The sequence below is a fragment of the Legionella erythra genome (assembly GCF_001467615.1).
GTDB lineage: Bacteria > Pseudomonadota > Gammaproteobacteria > Legionellales > Legionellaceae > Legionella_C > Legionella_C erythra.
This window is the reverse complement of record NZ_LNYA01000034.1, coordinates 607,414-623,622: the sequence shown is the minus strand read 5'-3', so window position 1 is coordinate 623,622 and position 16,209 is coordinate 607,414. Positions and strand designations below refer to the sequence as shown.

The following is a 16,209-nucleotide window of genomic DNA, read 5'->3' as shown; positions in this document are numbered from 1 at the left end:
ATGAAGTTGCGAGCTGTTTTATTTTTGTTTGTCAGTGTTTTGTTAACCGGTTGTGTCGCTGCGGTGGTAGCCGGCGCAGCAGCAGGGATGGTTGTTTACGATAAACGCAGCGTGGTGACGCTGGAAAGCGATGCCCGCATTTTCCATCTGGTTCATACGGCCATTGTGACGGATCCAAGGTTTCGTGGTTCACGCATTCTGGTGAGCAGTTTTAACCGCGTTGTCCTTCTGGTCGGTCAAACCCCGACGGCGTCATTGCGGGTTGTGGCTGAAAAAATTGCCCAGAAAACACCCAATGTCCGTCGCGTCTATGATGAGGTCACCATCGAAGAGCCCCTATCCGTAACGCAACGCACCAAAGATACCTGGATTACTGGTCAGGTACGCAGCAAAATGCTGACTAAAAAAGGCCTGGAGTCCGGTTCAATTCGGGTTGTGACTGAAAATTCTGTGGTTTACCTCATGGGTATCGTGACTCAGGAGCAAGGTAATCTTGCTGTGGAAGTCGCCCGGCAGATTAACGGCGTTGGCAAGGTAGTTAAAGTATTCCAATGCATTAATTAATATGAAAAAACAGGGACGTTTCATTCTGGTCAGTCTGGTCTTGACCCAATTATTGGGCTGTGTGAGCAACCTCTGGACCGGTGCGTCCCTGGTTTATGACCGGCATAATGTTTATAAAAAGCTGGATGATTACAATCTGGCTGCTGTCGCACATCATGTCTTGTTTGACGACAAGGTGTTTAAACAGCCGGGTTGTTATCTGGATTTGGCTGTTTTTAACAATGATCTGTTATTGGCAGGGCATGTGCCTACGGATGCCCTGCGCGAGGTGGCGGCCAATCGCCTGCGGAAATTGGGTGGTTATCGGGAATTTTTTAATCAGGTAGCCGTGAAACAGGACAAGCACAATGCGCTGCAGGATACCTGGATCACGACCATGATCCGAACCCAGATGTTTGCTGATGCTGAAATTAATCCCAAAGAATTTAAAATTATCACTGTCGATGGCATTGTTTATCTCATGGGGGATGTTATTCCTGAGCAGGCTGAGCGGGTTATTGCTATTTCACGCCAGACTCGAGGGGTTGTGCGTGTTGTAAAACTGTTGAATTACTATAATTTGAGCGACACACCAAAGCCAGGCAAGCATTAATACTGTGGCCTGGGTTGAAACAGGCCACATTGTACTGCCCCGTACCAGGAAGTGGCTAACCTGGAGGTTATCCTTTACTCTATCAATGGAAACGACCTTTATCCAGTCGTTTACGAATTTTTCTTGCTTTAAATTCTCTTAAGAGTCCCGTCGATGTATTCACGCTGGTTTCATCTGAGCCATTTAAAGCCTTTGTGACGGGGTGGGATCGACAATGTTGTCGGTAAGGGTGGTGATTTTTATCGTGTTTATGGTGGGTTCCATCACCATAGCGGTTTAACATGCGTTCGCGCATACTCACTGAAGTACGCTGTTGCTTTTCAGACATAATCCATTCCTTATAACCTTGATAAAAGAGAGATGATCAACAAACATCCCGTTTCATATAAAAATATAGACAAAATGGTCATTTTTTGCCATTAAGGCGGTTTGTAAGTCGAAAATTAACCAACTGACATTGCTTCTCAAAATTGATTACTTTATAATTCGCCGCGAAGATGAACAGGTGAACAGTGAAAAACCAGCAGGCGACAAGCGTTGTAAGGTCCTTACTCATTACACAACTTTTAAGCACAGCTGTTATAGCACTGGTTTTATGCCTGTTTTATGGTCGTCACGACGCCCTATCCGCACTGTTGGGTGGTTTGGTCGCTGTGCTGCCATCGTTTTATTTTGCCAGGACGTTGTTCAGGCATCAGGGCGCCAGGGCGGCAAGAAAAATTATTAAAAGTTTCTATGCTGGAGAGGCCTTAAAAATCCTGATATCCATTGGGCTGTTTATCCTGGTGTTTGCCTTCTATAAGGTAAAGCCGCTGGCATTTTTTTTAACGTACATTGTGGTGGTTTTGAATTTCTGGTTCACGCCACTGTTTTTAGCAAATAAACAAAATAGGCCAAAAAGTGACTGAAATGGTATCAAGCACAGACTATATTAAACATCATTTGACATACCTGACTTACGATCTCAAATCAATGGAATTTGGTACGCATGGTGGTTTCTGGACTTTAAACCTTGATACGCTTTTCTTTTCAATTACCCTGGGTTCTGTTGTGCTCCTGCTGTTTTACATGGGCGCACGTCGCGTGACAACCGGTGTGCCGGGTAAGCTGCAGAATTTTGCCGAAATGCTGCTTGAGTTTGCCGACAGTCAGGTTAAAGACTGTTTTCATGGCCGTAACAAACTGATAGGTCCCCTGGCTTTAACAATTTTTGCCTGGGTCTTTTTAATGAACTTTATGGACATCATTCCGGTCGATGTATTGCCTCTGGTTGCTAAATCCATGGGTATCCATTACCTGAAAGTCGTGCCTACCAATGACTTGAACCTGACATTCAGTCTTTCACTCACGGTCTTTTTACTCATTCTGTTCTACAGCATCAAAATAAAAGGGATTAAAGGTTTCACCAAAGAGCTGACGCTGCAGCCGTTTAATCACCCTGGCTTTATCCCGTTTAACCTGTTGCTTGAATTAGTTGGTCTGATTGCCAAGCCAATTTCACTGGCCTTGCGTTTGTTTGGAAACCTGTATGCCGGTGAGCTCATATTCATTCTGATTGCCCTGTTAACCTTGAATGCGACAAGCACATCGGTTGCCGGTACAGCCACCTTAAGTGTGGCACAATTCCTTCTGGCCTTGGCCTGGTCCATCTTTCACATTCTAGTGATTACCCTGCAAGCGTTTATTTTCATGGTGCTGACTATTGTGTATTTAAGCCTGGCTCATGAAGAACATTAACCTGCATTTTATTGATTTTTAATTTAAACATTGTCCATTAAGGGGATTTATATGCAAGCTGCAAATTTAATCGCACAAGTTCAAGGTATGACTGTCATTGCCGTTGCGCTGTTGATTGGTCTTGGCGCTCTTGGAACGGCTATTGGATTCGGTCTGTTGGGCGGTAAATTTTTGGAAGGTTCAGCACGTCAACCTGAAATGGTTCCCATGCTGCAGGTTAAGATGTTCATCGTAGCCGGTCTGCTTGATGCTGTGACTATGATTGGTGTTGGTATTGCTCTGTTCTTCACCTTTGCTAACCCCTTCTTAAGCAACCTGGGTTCTTGATAACACCAAAGTGGGGCGCTTGGCGCCCTGAATTGTTACAAGGAGACTACATTGGATATTAATTTAACACTAATTATTCAAATGCTCGTATTTGCAGCATTTGTCTGGTTCACCATGAAATTCGTATGGCCTCCATTGGCCAAGGCGTTGGAAGAGCGTCAGGATAAAATTGCTGATGGGCTTTCTGCTGCGGAACGTGGCCGTAAAGAATTGGAGTTGGCTCAGCATCGCGTCCGCGATGAATTAAAGCATGCCAAGGCTCAGGCTAACGAGATCATTGAAAAAGCCAATCGCCGAGCCAATCAATTAATCGAAGAAGCCAAAGAAGCGGCTAAACTTGAAGCGCAAAAACAAGCCAAGCTGGCGCACGATCAACTGCTTCAGGAAGTGAATCATGCGAAAGAAGGGTTGAGAAAACAAGTGGCTCAACTGGCGATTGCAGGTGCCGAAAAAATTCTTATGAAAGAAATCGACGAGCAGGCAAACAGTAAATTGTTGGATAAACTGATAGAAGAGATTTGATATGTCCGAGACGATTACCATTGCCAGACCTTATGCAAAAGCAATTTTTGAGCATGCCTTGCATCAGGGAAAATTGACTGAGTGGTCAACGATCCTTTTTGCAGCCTCACAAATTGCCTTAAATGACCAGGTAATTAGTTTTATTAATAACCCGGCTGCCACTGTTGAGCAGCAAATAACCTTGATGGCTGAGCCTCTGAAAAAAATGGCAGATACCGGAGAAATCCCGGCCCTGGACAATTATGTCCGTACGCTTGCCGAAAACAAGCGCCTGCAGATTTTACCCGATATCTATGTCTTGTTTGAAGCCATGCGCTCAGAGCAGGAAAAGACATTAACCATCAATGTCACGAGCTATTCCACCCTTTCCAGCACACAGGAAAAAGAACTCATCGATGCCTTAAGCAAGCGCCTGCAACGTCAGGTGACACTCAAGGTAGCCATTGATAAATCCTTACTGGGCGGTGCAATCATAAAGGCCGGTGATTTGGTAATTGATGGTTCAGTCCGTGGAAAATTAAATAAACTCGGTGCCGGTTTGGCCGCGTAATAGAGAGGATAGTATTCATGTCAGAACATGTTGCATTAAACCCCGCTGAAATCAGCGATTTAATCAGAAAGAAAATAGAACAGTTTAACGTTGTTTCTGAAGCAAGAAACGAAGGAACTATTGTCAACCTGAAAGATGGTATCGTGCGCATGCACGGACTGGCCGATGTGATGCAGGGTGAAATGATTGAATTCCCTGGTGAACGCTATGGTCTGGCTCTTAACCTGGAGCGTGACTCGGTTGGTGCCGTTATTCTTGGTGATTACGCCGGATTGTCCGAAGGTCAAAAAGGAAAATGTACTGGCCGTATTCTTGAAGTACCTGTCGGCAGAGGTCTCCTGGGTCGTGTGGTCGATGCTTTGGGTAACCCCATTGATGGCAAAGGTCCTATTGACGCTGAAAAAATGTCACCCATTGAGAAAGTAGCGCCTGGTGTTATTTCCCGTCAATCGGTTGATCAACCTGTCCAAACCGGTCTTAAGGCAATTGATGCCATGATTCCCGTTGGACGTGGACAGCGTGAGTTAATCATTGGCGACCGCCAAACCGGTAAAACCGCCATTGCCATTGATGCCATCATCAATCAAAAAGGCACTGGCATTAAGTGTATTTATGTTGCTATCGGCCAAAAGGCTTCTTCTGTTTCGGCCATTGTCCGTAAATTGGAAGAACACGGTGCATTGGAGCACACCATTGTCGTGGTTGCTGGCGCCTCTGATTCGGCTGCATTGCAATTTATCGCACCTTACACTGGCTGTGCAATGGGTGAATACTTCATGGAAAATGGGGAAGATGCCCTGATTGTTTATGATGATTTGACCAAGCAAGCCTGGGCTTATCGCCAGATTTCTCTGTTATTACGCCGTCCACCCGGCCGTGAAGCTTATCCGGGTGATATTTTCTACCTCCACTCACGCCTGCTTGAGCGTGCGGCACGTATTAATGCCAGTGAAGTCGAGAAATTAACCAATGGTCAAGTAAAAGGCAAAACAGGATCCTTAACCGCATTGCCTATTATTGAAACGCAAGCAGGTGACGTATCTGCTTTCGTGCCGACTAACGTGATTTCCATTACCGACGGTCAGATCTTCCTGGATGTTGACTTGTTCAACTCTGGTGTTCGTCCTGCAATTAACTCCGGTCTTTCTGTATCGCGGGTCGGTGGTGCGGCGCAAACCAAAATTATGAAAAAACTGGGTGGCGGTACGCGTCTGGCACTTGCGCAATTCCGCGAGCTGGAAGCTTTTTCGCAATTCGCTTCCGATTTGGATGACGCAACACGTAAACAATTGGAGCGTGGTCAGCGTATCACTGAATTAATGAAGCAGAAACAGTATTCTCCAATGTCTGTCGCGGAGATGGGTTTATCGCTGTTCACCATTGAGAAAGGTTATCTGGATGATGTGCCTGTCGCTGAAGTGAGAGCATTTGAAGCAGCGCTGCAAGGCTACATGCAATCATCACATGCAAGCTTGATGCATAAAATCAATGAAGCTGGTGCTTATGATGCTGACATTGAAGCGCAATTAAAAGCAGCAGTTGAGGAATTCAAAAATACTGGAAGTTGGTAATGAATAGCCGCCCGCAACGACTGGCGGCTCAATAATTAAACAGGATGAGTTGAATCATCCTGGTAATTAAGGCGAAGCAGATATGGCTGGTGCAAAAGAAGTCCGTACTAAAATTGCAAGTATTAACAATACTAAAAAAATCACCAAGGCTATGGAGATGGTTGCCGCAAGTAAAATGCGTAAAACGCAGGATAGAATGCGCGCATCAAAACCGTATGCCTCTAAAATTTATGATGTGGTCAAGCATATTGCCCGTGCAAACTCCGAGTACCGTCATCCCTTTATGACCGGTCGCGATATCAAGCGCGTGGGTGTTATTGTGGTAACAACCGATCGCGGCTTGTGCGGCGGTTTAAATGCCAATTTGCTGCGGGAAACAGTCCGCCACATGCGACAATGGCAGCAGGAAGGCAAAGACATTGACATCAGTGTTGTAGGCCGCAAGGGTCAGGCATTCTTCAAGCGTTTTGGCGGTAAAGTCATCGCTTCAGTGGATCAATTAGGTGATAAGCCCGGCGTGAATGATTTAATTGGCGTGGTTAAGGTCATGCTCGATGCCTTTTATCGGGGTGAAATTGATGCACTGCACATCATTTACAATGAATTTGTAAACACCATGACCCAAAAGCCCATGTTGAAACAATTGCTGCCGCTTCCCGTTGCTGACGAAGATACACAGCGCTTGGGGCATCATTGGGATTATATCTATGAACCGGACGCCAAAGAATTGCTCGATGGTCTGTTAGAACGCTACATCGAATTACAGGCTTATCAGGCTGTTGTAGAAAACATTGCCTGTGAGCAGGCTGCCAAAATGATTGCAATGAAAAGTGCGACCGATAATGCCGGTGAATTGATTAAACAGCTTCGCTTGATTTATAACAAAGCCCGACAGGCTGCCATTACTCAGGAATTGGCTGAAATTGTCGGTGGCGCTGACGCTTTATAACGAGGGTATATCATGAGTTTAGGAACAGTAGTTGAAGTAATTGGGGCGGTTGTTGACGTGGAGTTTCCTCGTGATGAGGTTCCCAAAGTTAACGATGCCCTGCATTTGGTTGATGGCGATTTAACGTTTGAAGTACAACAACAGCTGGGTGATGGCGTTGTTCGTACCATTGCAATGGGATCTTCCGAGGGTCTAAAGCGCGGTGTAAAGGCTAAAAACACCGGCAAGCCGATCCAGGTTCCTGTCGGCAAAAAAACCTTAGGCCGTATTATGGATGTATTGGGACGTCCTGTGGATGAAGCGGGTCCTATTGAAGCAGAAGAATACTGGTCCATTCACCGTAAAGCACCCAGTTACGAAGAGCAGGCCGGCAGCCAGGAGTTGCTGGAAACCGGTATTAAAGTAATCGACTTGCTTTGCCCGTTTGCGAAAGGGGGTAAGGTCGGTCTGTTCGGTGGCGCGGGCGTAGGTAAAACAGTCAACATGATGGAACTTATCCGTAACATCGCGATTGAGCACAGCGGTTACTCCGTATTTGCGGGAGTGGGTGAGCGTACTCGTGAGGGTAATGACTTCTACCACGAAATGAAAGACTCCAATGTACTTGATAAAGTATCCCTGGTTTATGGTCAGATGAATGAGCCGCCAGGAAACCGTTTACGTGTGGCATTGACCGGCTTGACCATGGCGGAAAAATTCCGTGACGAGGGCCGTGACGTACTGCTCTTTATCGATAACATTTATCGCTATACCCTGGCTGGTGTGGAAGTATCCGCTCTGTTAGGCCGTATGCCCTCTGCCGTAGGTTACCAACCGACTCTGGCTGAAGAGATGGGCATGCTGCAAGAGCGTATTACGTCAACCAAGACAGGTTCCATTACCTCTATTCAGGCGGTTTACGTTCCTGCGGATGACTTGACTGACCCGTCTCCTGCAACCACCTTTGCTCACTTGGATGCGACCGTCGTTTTGTCACGTCAGATTGCTGAGTTGGGTATTTACCCTGCAGTTGATCCCTTAGACTCGACTTCCCGTCAATTGGATCCATTAATTGTTGGCCAAGAACATTATGATACGGCCCGACGCGTACAGCAAACGCTGCAACGTTATAAAGAACTGAAGGATATCATTGCCATTCTGGGTATGGATGAATTGTCTGAAGAAGACAAACGGGTTGTAACGCGTGCCCGTAAAATTCAGCGATTCCTTTCTCAACCGTTCTTCGTTGCGGAAGTATTTACCGGTTCCCCGGGCAAATACGTTTCACTGAAAGATACCATTAAAGGTTTCCAAGGCATCCTGGCTGGTGAATACGATGACTTGCCTGAGCAAGCATTCTACATGGTGGGTAGCATTGAAGAAGCCGTTGCCAAAGCGAAGACCTTATGAGGCAGGATAATATGGCGATTACCACGCATCTGGACATTGTCAGTGCTGAAAGGGAAATCTATTCAGGCGTTGTTGAAATGGTTGTGGCCACCGGTGAGCTTGGCGAAATCGGGATTACGCCAGGTCATGCGCCTTTGCTGACAATCCTTAAGCCAGGCGAAATCAGAGTGACTCTGCCTGGCGGTCAGCAAGAAATTTATTATGTATCAGGTGGTATGTTGGAAGTACAACCGCATTGCGTGACTGTATTGGCTGATACGGTCGAGCGTGCTGATAGTCTTGATGAAGCGGCTGCTCTCGCGGCAAAAACCAGGGCGGAAGAAGAGATTGCCAACAAAAATGCTGATCTGGATTACTCGCGCGCGGCGGCTGAACTGGCCAGAGCCGTTGCTCAAATCAGAGCTATTCAAAAAATTCGCAAGAATTTAAAGTAAGTCTGATTGATAAATCCCGCCCAGGCGGGATTTTTTTTACCTGAATCGTGGGCCGAAGACCAAGGTCTGTTCAGATGGATCTAGAAATCGATGCTTGCTTACCCATCAAACATGAGGATTAAACCAACCCTGAGCTTGTCGATAGACAGAAGCATTAGTTCTGGATTGCCAGTTTGTGCAAAAGGGTATAGCAGGAGCCCTGACGGGACGGTTTACTTTCCCACAAACAAATGTCTCGCACCGGGATAGTAACGGGCTCCGCACCGGTTAAATCCGGCGGTAAAAGAACTTTACCCTTGTGGCGCAGGCGGCCGAGGGTGAGGTGGGGACGGTAAGGCCTTCGCTCAATCGCATAGCCTGCCCGTATGATTCCCTCTCCTACACGCCCGGCCAGATTCGTCAGGGTGTCGTGAGCTTGCACCTGAAGGGAAATGACATGCGGCTTATGAGGCGAGGGAAATAATTCAACATGGCCCAATTGAACAAAGAAAGAATAAAGGCCCTGCACCTGCTGAGTCACCTGCTCAATTAAGAAAGGTATATCCTCCTTACCAACGGACTTTAAAAATTGTAAAGTAATGTGTAGATTTTCTGGTGCAGACCATCGAATATTTGTATCGGCCAAACGGGTTTGCAGAGAATGGACAAAGCCAATCAGTTTTTCGTTCGCTGCCTGTGGCAGTTGAATACCCCAAAAAGCCCGGATCGATGTCATAAGTAAAAGAAAGAGTTGATCACTAAGGACAGTGTAACACACAATAAAAAACCAATAGGAAAAGGAATGGCACTCAAATTTATTGACGTGGATGTTGATCTTAAAAATCACCCTGACAAAATCCTGTCTTTAAGGGAAGATGATGAAGTGACTATTGGAGATGGTCATGGAAATGCCTTGAAGATTGTCCACTTTTTGATAAAAACCGGCATTATGACCCTTGCACGCGGGGCAGAGGATTATCAACGCGTTGTGGCGATTTATGAACAGGAATTGGATCCGGAAGCGGTCGATTATGCACCTTATGAGAAAGCCATGGCAGATTTTATTCACATTCTTAAGCAGGCGAAATCGTGTCCGGTGGGCCTGTTACGATTTTTAGGTGATGGAGTAGGCGATCGAGGCAATAATGATCTTTATACTTTATTGATTTATGAGTGGCTTTTAATAGCCAAAATCCGGGTTGAAACCATGCTGTCCAATCACGACCTGGCCTTTATCAGCCTGGTTTTGAATGGTGAGTACTCCCCGCACATTGCGCTGACCGTGGGTTATGACCGAGTGGCCAAACATCAGATGCGCTCCACGTTTGGAGCCTTATTTTTTCTTTATAACAAGCTGTTTTCTGAAGATCGGTTTATTCATCTGTTTAGTTTGTATCGTTCCACTATAACCCTTTTTTCCTACAGCAAAGGGGATGGCAACGAACTTATCCTGTATGCCCACGCACCGGTGGGACTGGAAACGCTGCATGCGTTTTATAATGAATATAAACCGCGCATGACGGATGCGTTACTGGCAACGCTTAATCTGCCGGAAGAAGATGCAGAGGCTGATTTTTATCATCTGGGAGCAAATGAGTTATGCAAGGTCATTGATGCCGTGAATGCGGTCTTTGCCAGCCTTGATTTAAGACAAGCGATTGAGTTTGAGCGGTGTTATTTAGAGATCTTTTATCGTCATGGCCTCCCCAGACGGATACCGGTCGAGTGTCCGCTTTTTCGTCTGTGCTGGAATCGCGACATTGATCAATTGCAGGCTGGAACCACGGTTAAATTAACCCTGATTCATGGCCATGATCTGGCGTCACCGGCCTGGGGATACAGTCTGGATAATAATCTCGGAAAAAATTCAAAAGGCGGCTTGATTAACCTGATTGATTCCTGGTATACCCTGCCCCAGGGTGGATTGTCGTGTTTGAATGGTTACCGCTATGGTTCCCTGGCGTTGGCTGAAATCCCAATGGAAAAGGCACAATTGAGCTATGTCGTGGTTCATGCCAGGCCTGAGCCTTTGCTAAAGAAACGTCAATCCATTATTGGTTTTTTTGAAAAGAAAGACGATGACATGAACGCATTGCTACAGGCTAAACCAGCAGGTTTAACCCTTTATTACTAAGGTGAATCACATGACAGACAACGCGTTACAACACCTGTTGAATGTGGAAAAGGAAGCCCGTGATTTTGGTTTTCTCTGGCCCGATGCTGAAATGATCATTGATCAGGCCTTGAGTGAATGCGAAGAAGTTAGAGAGGCCCTCCGTCAGCAACAAACACAGCAGCGCGTGCAGGAAGAGGTGGGTGATTTATTACATACCGCCATTTCCCTATGCTTTTTTCTGGGGTTTGATGTTCAGGAAACCCTGGCCAAAACATCCGTTAAATTTGCAACACGTATGGAGGCGTTGAAAGCTGTCGCCAGGGAGAGAGGGTATGTTGATTTAAAGGGGCAATCCATCGCCTTGTTAGGTGAATTGTGGCAACAGGCTAAACTCGAAACGAAAGACTTGTTAGGATAGAATCAAACGGCGTTAACAGTAATTTCAGGTAGAAACCATGACTCATCTTAATCCAGTTGCAGGGTTTAAAAAACTAATTATTCTTTTCTGGTTTTTCTGGTGGCTCATTGCGTTTTGGACCGACATCGTGGGGGTTCTTGCGCACAATGGGTGGTTAATTAAAACTTGGGCGCCCGATGCCAACTATCCTTTCCTGGTTGAATCATTAAAAATGTATCCTGTGCCTGCCTGGGTGCCGCAGTGGTCCTTTGCCGGTATTATCCTCTGGTCTTTACTGTCGACCCTGGCTTTCGGCTGGGCAGCCTTGGCCTTATTCAAACCTGACGCGCGATGGAGGCGAAGGGCAGATTGGGCTTTTATTATATCGTTGTGTTACTGGCTGGCCTTTTTTCTTGCCGACCAACTGGTGATGAAATTTGATTTGGAAGAAAATCACATGGTTCAGGGTGGATTTGAACTGTTAACCTACTTGAGCCTGTATCTTCTGCCTGAAGCCCAAACTCAGGAAAAGACTGAAGTATAACAAACACTTGCATGGTTTATACGGATAAAATTCACAGGGTTATCCACAGGATATCGAACGGATTCGCAAGCGGTCTTTTATAAAAAAACATGTATAATCAAAAGGATAAGCATTTTTATATGCAAAATAAAGCAAGGCTGCTGAAAAGTTATTCACATCGGCGGCCTTTTTTGTTTCTTGCTGACAGCAGAGTTTGATAAAATAGGCTTTGCCAACTGGCGGTAGAGTACACTACGATAAACATTGAATAGGCCAGCCGATGAATACTGTTATGAATGATGCCATAGAGCGCAAACCGATTACGGAATTTACAGAAAAAGCGTACCTTGATTATTCCATGTACGTTATTCTGGACAGAGCCTTGCCTCATCTTGCCGATGGGTTAAAACCGGTGCAGCGCCGTATTGTTTACGCGATGTCGGAATTGGGCCTTAAAGCCACAGCAAAGCATAAAAAATCCGCACGGACAGTGGGGGATGTTCTGGGTAAATTCCACCCCCACGGGGATTCCGCCTGTTACGAGGCCATGGTGTTGATGGCTCAGCCCTTCTCTTACCGTTACCCGTTTGTTGATGGTCAGGGCAACTGGGGTTCTGCAGACGATCCAAAGTCCTTTGCAGCCATGCGCTATACCGAAGCACGGTTATCGCCCTATGCGGAGTTGTTGTTATCGGAGTTACAGCAGGGGACCGTGGATTGGGTGGATAATTTTGACGGTACACTGAAAGAGCCGTCTTTGCTGCCCGCCCGCCTGCCGAATGTGCTGTTAAATGGCGCGACAGGCATCGCGGTGGGTATGTCGTCTGATATCCTGCCGCATAATTTAAAGGAAGTGGCGGATGCTTGTGTGCATCTGCTTGACAACCCTAAGGCGAGCCTGGATGACATTTGCCATTATATTCAGGGGCCTGACTTTCCAACCAGCGCCGAAATCATTACGCCTAAAGATCACATTCGTACTGTGTACGAAACCGGTACCGGCTCCATCAAAATGCGGGCCGTATTTGTCATGGAAAAGCAAAATATTGTCATTACCGCCCTGCCGTATCAAGTATCTGGCGCGAAAGTGATTGAACAGATTGCAGCGCAAATGCAGCAAAAAAAATTACCCATGGTCGACGATCTGCGCGATGAATCCGATCACGAACACCCGACCCGCATTGTCATTATCCCCCGTTCCAATCGTATTGACGTGGATGGATTGATGTCCCATCTTTTTGCGACAACCGAGCTGGAGCGAAGCTACCGCGTCAATTTCAATATGATTGGTCTGGATGGCAAGCCCCGGGTAAAACCGTTATTGAGTTTGCTCAATGAGTGGCTGGTTTATCGTTTAATAACCGTCAAACGGCGCTTACAGCACCGGCTTGATAAAGTCCTTGAGCGTTTGCACGTGCTTGAAGGATTAATCATTGCGTTTCTTAATATTGATGAGGTCATTGCCCTCATCCGTGAGAGTGACGAACCGAAACAGGCATTAATTGAGCGTTTTCATTTAAGCGAGAGACAGGCTGAGGCAATCCTTGAAATGAAATTGCGCCATTTAGCCAGGCTTGAGGAAATTCGGTTGCGAGCTGAGCATGATGAGTTAAGCAACGAACGGGATATGCTTGAAAAAACACTGGCCAGTGAGGCGCGTCTTAAGACCCTTGTTAAAAAAGAAATTATGGCCGATCGCGATGCCTTTGGTGATGAGCGCCGTTCACCGTTGATGGAGCGTCATGATGCACAGGCTTTGAAAGAAGAAGATCTGTTGCCCAACGAACCGATCACCGCGGTGCTTTCACAAAAAGGCTGGATCCGCGCTGCCAAAGGACACGATGTCGAAGGGCGGGAATTAAGCTACAAAGCCGGGGATGAATTTAAAGCGCAGATTAATGCCCGCAGCAATCAGCAGATTCTCTTTTTTGACAGCGAAGGCAAGGTGTATACCCTTCCAGGCCATGCGCTGCCTTCTGCGCGTGGTCAGGGAGAGCCTCTTACCAGTAAGTTAAACCCGGCGGATGGGATGATGTTTGAAGCAATGGCCAGCGGCGAGGCCGATGATTGGCTTGTCCTCGCTTCGGATGCGGGTTATGGTTTCATTACCCGCATGGGTGAATTGTATGTTAAAAACCGCAATGGCAAGGCCTGCGTCAAACTGCCCGAAGGCAGCAGGCTGTTGATGCCGCGTCTTTTGGCGGACAAGGAAAATCAATTCCTCGCCTGTGTGACCAATGTCGGCCGTTTACTCGTTTTCAAAGCGTCGGAATTACCTGAACTCAATCGCGGCAAAGGGAACAGGATGATTAGTATACCCACCGCCAAAGTCGTGACGCGTGAAGAGTTTGTCATGGATATCCAGGTATTGCATCCTGAGGATGCCTTGACGGTGCATGCCGGCAAGCGCCATTTCACCTTAAAAAACGAGGATTTGAATCATTACATGGGTGAGCGGGGTCGACGCGGCAACCGCTTGCCGCGCGGGCTACAGAATGTGACGGCCTTGCAAATCACGGCCCTTAAGCCGGCTAACACATGAAGTTATCGGCAAACCAGTTGCGCTGGATTTTAAATGCCTGGCCCCCTTTTTGGGGCGCCGGCATCAAGGTCGAAGAACTTCACGATGATTTCTCGTATGCTCGTGTCTCCTTGGCTTTTCGCTGGTATAACAAAAACTACATGCGTGTCCAGTACGGCGGCAGCCTGTTCTCCATGACCGATCCCTTTTTTGTCCTGATGTTGATTAAACGGCTGGGGAAGGGCTATGTGGCTTGGGACAAGCTCAGTGAAATTAATTATCTTCGCCCCGGTAAAAGCCGGGTTTATGCGGAATTCAGGTTAAGCGATGAGCAAGTCGCTGACATCCGTGAAGCGGCCATACGCGATGAGAAGGTTTATCCTACGTTTGAAGTCGCCATTGTCGATGAGCGGAAGCAAGTTATCGCCACCGTGAAGAAGACGTTATATGTTCGGCGGGAAAAAACAACCTCCCCTAATCACGCGAAATCGCAAGACCCTGAATCGAGTGATTAGGCGGTATAGCGGCTTGGCATTCTCAATTGCCCACGGGTTAACTCATTGACTGGATTGCAACTGCCGGTAAAAATCAAAGGTGGAGCCGGTTAGATTATCGCTGTATATCACCCTCTCCTGAGTCTGCATGGGGCAAATGTAAATTACATTGCTTAGGGTACTCCAATCAAGGGGAATGATATTGCAAAAAGGGAAAATGCTTAAAATCGTATTATGGACCCGTTTGCTGAATGTGTTTTTAAACAACGGATTAGCGATGATATTAACCACTAAAAGCCCCGATGGTTTCAGGTGCGACGACAATTGCGCAAAATAATCCGCCGTGAGCAGGGAAGCCGGGATGTTTTGTTGGTGACTGTAAGCATCTGACACAATGACATCGAATTGCTCCTGCGTCTCATGGAGGTACCGCCGGGCATCCTGACCAATAAAACGGCCATTGATTTTACTTTCCAGAAAATGCTGCTCAGCCAGGTCCTTAATTTGTGGATCAATGTCGACATAGGTCACGTCATTCGTTTTAGCTCCCGCCGCTGTCAGAGAAAAACCGCCGGCTCCGATCACCAATATTTTTTTATGTTGCAAATGGAGCTGGTTAAATAAAAAATGACGGATAAATTCAATGTAGGCAAAGCCCTCTTTTTTATGGGTAATCATTGAACTGCCGGATAAATTAATTCTCAGCAGGCGCGCCTGTTGAGTCGTAATGATTTCATAATTACCGTAATTGTTGGTTAATTTAAAAAATTGCTTTTCATAATTGACGTTCAATAATTTGATAAAATACAAAATCAAGCCAAGAACAATCAACGTGGACAAGGATAGGCCGCTTTGGGGCTTTAGCAAAATAATCAGTAAAAAAAGAAGCGCACAATTCACCACCACCGTCCAGGCTACGCCAGCAAACTGAAAAAGCAGCAGGGAAGTAACGAGCGCCCCTGAAAAAGACCCCAGGGTACTTAAAAACAAAGCTTTGCCACTGATGCGGCTGACACGTTGCTCCTGATTGAACAAATTGGTTGTTAATGGAATGGTTTGTCCAAGCCAGAAGACAACGGGTGCTAAAATGAGCAGCAGGTATAGCGTCAGGCTCGCTAAAAAGGGTAAGGACAGCTGGTTGATAGTCCAATGGAAAAAGCTGCCGATGAAGCTGTAATTCAGCCCTATCCCTATCCAAATGAAGCTAACCATGAAATTGCGGCTCAATTTTTTATAAAAATCGTTGGGATGCATACCGCCGCGCCAATACCCCAGGGCGAGAAATAACAGGAAAACCCCAATGATAATGCTGGTAATAACCACGCTGCCGCCGAAGAAAGGCAACAGTTGCCGTATCGTTAAAATTTCTACGGAAATCGTGACAAATCCTTCGAGTAAAAGAATGGCCAGTAAAGTATGAAGCATGGTCTGGGTTTAAGGGGAAAATGTTAAGAGTATACTGAAATATCAAGCAGAAAGCATGCGTAAGACGTCCCTTCGCCTTTCACCGAAAATACTGGTAAATTGAGCGCTGAAAAGATGGG

19 protein-coding genes are annotated in these 16,209 nt (G+C 46.5%); 16 read left to right on the top strand and 3 right to left on the bottom strand.

Annotated features, from left to right (window positions below):
• On the top strand, positions 1–564 hold the full coding sequence (locus Lery_RS14120; RefSeq protein WP_058527866.1) for a BON domain-containing protein: 564 nt from the start codon (positions 1–3) through the stop codon (positions 562–564).
• Between the two features lies 1 nt (position 565).
• Complete coding sequence (locus Lery_RS14115; protein ID WP_058527865.1) at positions 566–1,156, top strand: BON domain-containing protein; 591 nt, start codon at positions 566–568, stop codon at positions 1,154–1,156.
• Between the two features lie 82 nt (positions 1,157–1,238).
• Here the strand turns inward: Lery_RS14115 and Lery_RS14110 are convergent, their stop codons facing one another.
• Complete coding sequence (locus tag Lery_RS14110; RefSeq protein WP_058527864.1) at positions 1,239–1,484, bottom strand: hypothetical protein; 246 nt, start codon at positions 1,482–1,484, stop codon at positions 1,239–1,241.
• A gap of 184 nt (positions 1,485–1,668) precedes the next feature.
• Here Lery_RS14110 and Lery_RS14105 point away from each other — a divergent pair, with 184 nt between their 5' ends.
• The 9 genes from Lery_RS14105 (at position 1,669) to Lery_RS14065 (ending at position 8,635) form a co-directional block, all read left to right on the top strand.
• Complete coding sequence (locus Lery_RS14105; RefSeq protein ID WP_058527863.1) at positions 1,669–2,064, top strand: ATP synthase subunit I; 396 nt, start codon at positions 1,669–1,671, stop codon at positions 2,062–2,064.
• Between the two features lies 1 nt (position 2,065).
• On the top strand, positions 2,066–2,893 hold the full coding sequence (gene atpB / locus Lery_RS14100; protein WP_082657219.1) for a F0F1 ATP synthase subunit A: 828 nt from the start codon (positions 2,066–2,068) through the stop codon (positions 2,891–2,893).
• A 51-nt stretch (positions 2,894–2,944) separates the two neighbouring features.
• Complete coding sequence (gene atpE / locus Lery_RS14095; protein ID WP_028385819.1) at positions 2,945–3,220, top strand: F0F1 ATP synthase subunit C; 276 nt, start codon at positions 2,945–2,947, stop codon at positions 3,218–3,220.
• Positions 3,221–3,271: 51 nt separating this feature from the next.
• Positions 3,272–3,742 (top strand): F0F1 ATP synthase subunit B, encoded by a 471-nt coding sequence (locus tag Lery_RS14090; protein WP_058527862.1) that lies wholly within the window; start codon positions 3,272–3,274, stop codon positions 3,740–3,742.
• Between the two features lies 1 nt (position 3,743).
• Entirely contained in the window at positions 3,744–4,292 is a 549-nt protein-coding gene (locus Lery_RS14085) for a F0F1 ATP synthase subunit delta (RefSeq protein WP_058527861.1), read from the top strand.
• Positions 4,293–4,309: 17 nt separating this feature from the next.
• Positions 4,310–5,863, top strand: coding sequence for a F0F1 ATP synthase subunit alpha (atpA, locus tag Lery_RS14080; RefSeq protein ID WP_058527860.1), 1,554 nt, complete (start codon positions 4,310–4,312; stop codon positions 5,861–5,863).
• A gap of 82 nt (positions 5,864–5,945) precedes the next feature.
• Positions 5,946–6,812: a F0F1 ATP synthase subunit gamma gene (gene atpG / locus Lery_RS14075; RefSeq protein ID WP_058527859.1), complete on the top strand. Its 867-nt coding sequence runs from the start codon at positions 5,946–5,948 to the stop codon at positions 6,810–6,812.
• A gap of 12 nt (positions 6,813–6,824) precedes the next feature.
• The gene (gene atpD, locus Lery_RS14070) at positions 6,825–8,201 is read left to right on the top strand and encodes a F0F1 ATP synthase subunit beta (RefSeq protein ID WP_058527858.1); all 1,377 of its coding nucleotides are present in this window, start codon (positions 6,825–6,827) and stop codon (positions 8,199–8,201) included.
• A gap of 11 nt (positions 8,202–8,212) precedes the next feature.
• The gene (locus Lery_RS14065; RefSeq protein WP_058527987.1) at positions 8,213–8,635 is read left to right on the top strand and encodes a F0F1 ATP synthase subunit epsilon; all 423 of its coding nucleotides are present in this window, start codon (positions 8,213–8,215) and stop codon (positions 8,633–8,635) included.
• A 154-nt stretch (positions 8,636–8,789) separates the two neighbouring features.
• On the opposite strand, the gene thpR is transcribed toward Lery_RS14065, so the two are convergent.
• Positions 8,790–9,350: an RNA 2',3'-cyclic phosphodiesterase gene (gene thpR, locus Lery_RS14060; RefSeq protein ID WP_058527857.1), complete on the bottom strand. Its 561-nt coding sequence runs from the start codon at positions 9,348–9,350 to the stop codon at positions 8,790–8,792.
• Between the two features lie 66 nt (positions 9,351–9,416).
• On the opposite strand from thpR, the gene Lery_RS14055 reads away from it, so the two are divergent.
• From Lery_RS14055 to Lery_RS14035, 5 genes are all read left to right on the top strand, one after another.
• Positions 9,417–10,748: a hypothetical protein gene (locus Lery_RS14055; RefSeq protein WP_058527856.1), complete on the top strand. Its 1,332-nt coding sequence runs from the start codon at positions 9,417–9,419 to the stop codon at positions 10,746–10,748.
• Between the two features lie 10 nt (positions 10,749–10,758).
• Positions 10,759–11,148: a MazG nucleotide pyrophosphohydrolase domain-containing protein gene (locus Lery_RS14050; protein WP_058527855.1), complete on the top strand. Its 390-nt coding sequence runs from the start codon at positions 10,759–10,761 to the stop codon at positions 11,146–11,148.
• Between the two features lie 37 nt (positions 11,149–11,185).
• Positions 11,186–11,671 (top strand): hypothetical protein, encoded by a 486-nt coding sequence (locus Lery_RS14045; protein ID WP_058527854.1) that lies wholly within the window; start codon positions 11,186–11,188, stop codon positions 11,669–11,671.
• Positions 11,672–11,942: 271 nt separating this feature from the next.
• Positions 11,943–14,192, top strand: a complete 2,250-nt coding sequence (parC, locus tag Lery_RS14040; RefSeq protein ID WP_131750984.1) for a DNA topoisomerase IV subunit A — start codon at positions 11,943–11,945, stop codon at positions 14,190–14,192.
• Complete coding sequence (locus Lery_RS14035) at positions 14,189–14,686, top strand: DUF4442 domain-containing protein (protein WP_058527852.1); 498 nt, start codon at positions 14,189–14,191, stop codon at positions 14,684–14,686. Before parC ends, Lery_RS14035 begins: the two co-directional genes overlap by 4 nt.
• A 42-nt stretch (positions 14,687–14,728) precedes the next feature.
• Here Lery_RS14035 and Lery_RS14030 read toward each other — a convergent pair whose 3' ends face one another.
• A complete protein-coding gene (locus tag Lery_RS14030; protein ID WP_058527851.1) occupies positions 14,729–16,090 on the bottom strand; it encodes a fused MFS/spermidine synthase in 1,362 nt (453 codons plus the stop codon).
• Positions 16,091–16,209: the final 119 nt, after the last annotated feature.

Coding starts and splice junctions, on each gene's coding strand:
- Lery_RS14120 (WP_058527866.1), top strand. CDS start 1: ATGAAGTTGCGAGCTGTTTTATTTTTGTTTGTCAGTGTTTTGTTAACC.
- Lery_RS14115 (WP_058527865.1), top strand. CDS start 566: ATGAAAAAACAGGGACGTTTCATTCTGGTCAGTCTGGTCTTGACCCAA.
- Lery_RS14110 (WP_058527864.1), bottom strand. CDS start 1,484: ATGTCTGAAAAGCAACAGCGTACTTCAGTGAGTATGCGCGAACGCATG.
- atpB (WP_082657219.1), top strand. CDS start 2,066: ATGGTATCAAGCACAGACTATATTAAACATCATTTGACATACCTGACT.
- atpE (WP_028385819.1), top strand. CDS start 2,945: ATGCAAGCTGCAAATTTAATCGCACAAGTTCAAGGTATGACTGTCATT.
- Lery_RS14085 (WP_058527861.1), top strand. CDS start 3,744: ATGTCCGAGACGATTACCATTGCCAGACCTTATGCAAAAGCAATTTTT.
- atpA (WP_058527860.1), top strand. CDS start 4,310: ATGTCAGAACATGTTGCATTAAACCCCGCTGAAATCAGCGATTTAATC.
- atpG (WP_058527859.1), top strand. CDS start 5,946: ATGGCTGGTGCAAAAGAAGTCCGTACTAAAATTGCAAGTATTAACAAT.
- atpD (WP_058527858.1), top strand. CDS start 6,825: ATGAGTTTAGGAACAGTAGTTGAAGTAATTGGGGCGGTTGTTGACGTG.
- Lery_RS14065 (WP_058527987.1), top strand. CDS start 8,213: ATGGCGATTACCACGCATCTGGACATTGTCAGTGCTGAAAGGGAAATC.
- thpR (WP_058527857.1), bottom strand. CDS start 9,350: ATGACATCGATCCGGGCTTTTTGGGGTATTCAACTGCCACAGGCAGCG.
- Lery_RS14055 (WP_058527856.1), top strand. CDS start 9,417: ATGGCACTCAAATTTATTGACGTGGATGTTGATCTTAAAAATCACCCT.
- Lery_RS14050 (WP_058527855.1), top strand. CDS start 10,759: ATGACAGACAACGCGTTACAACACCTGTTGAATGTGGAAAAGGAAGCC.
- Lery_RS14045 (WP_058527854.1), top strand. CDS start 11,186: ATGACTCATCTTAATCCAGTTGCAGGGTTTAAAAAACTAATTATTCTT.
- parC (WP_131750984.1), top strand. CDS start 11,943: ATGAATGATGCCATAGAGCGCAAACCGATTACGGAATTTACAGAAAAA.
- Lery_RS14035 (WP_058527852.1), top strand. CDS start 14,189: ATGAAGTTATCGGCAAACCAGTTGCGCTGGATTTTAAATGCCTGGCCC.
- Lery_RS14030 (WP_058527851.1), bottom strand. CDS start 16,090: ATGCTTCATACTTTACTGGCCATTCTTTTACTCGAAGGATTTGTCACG.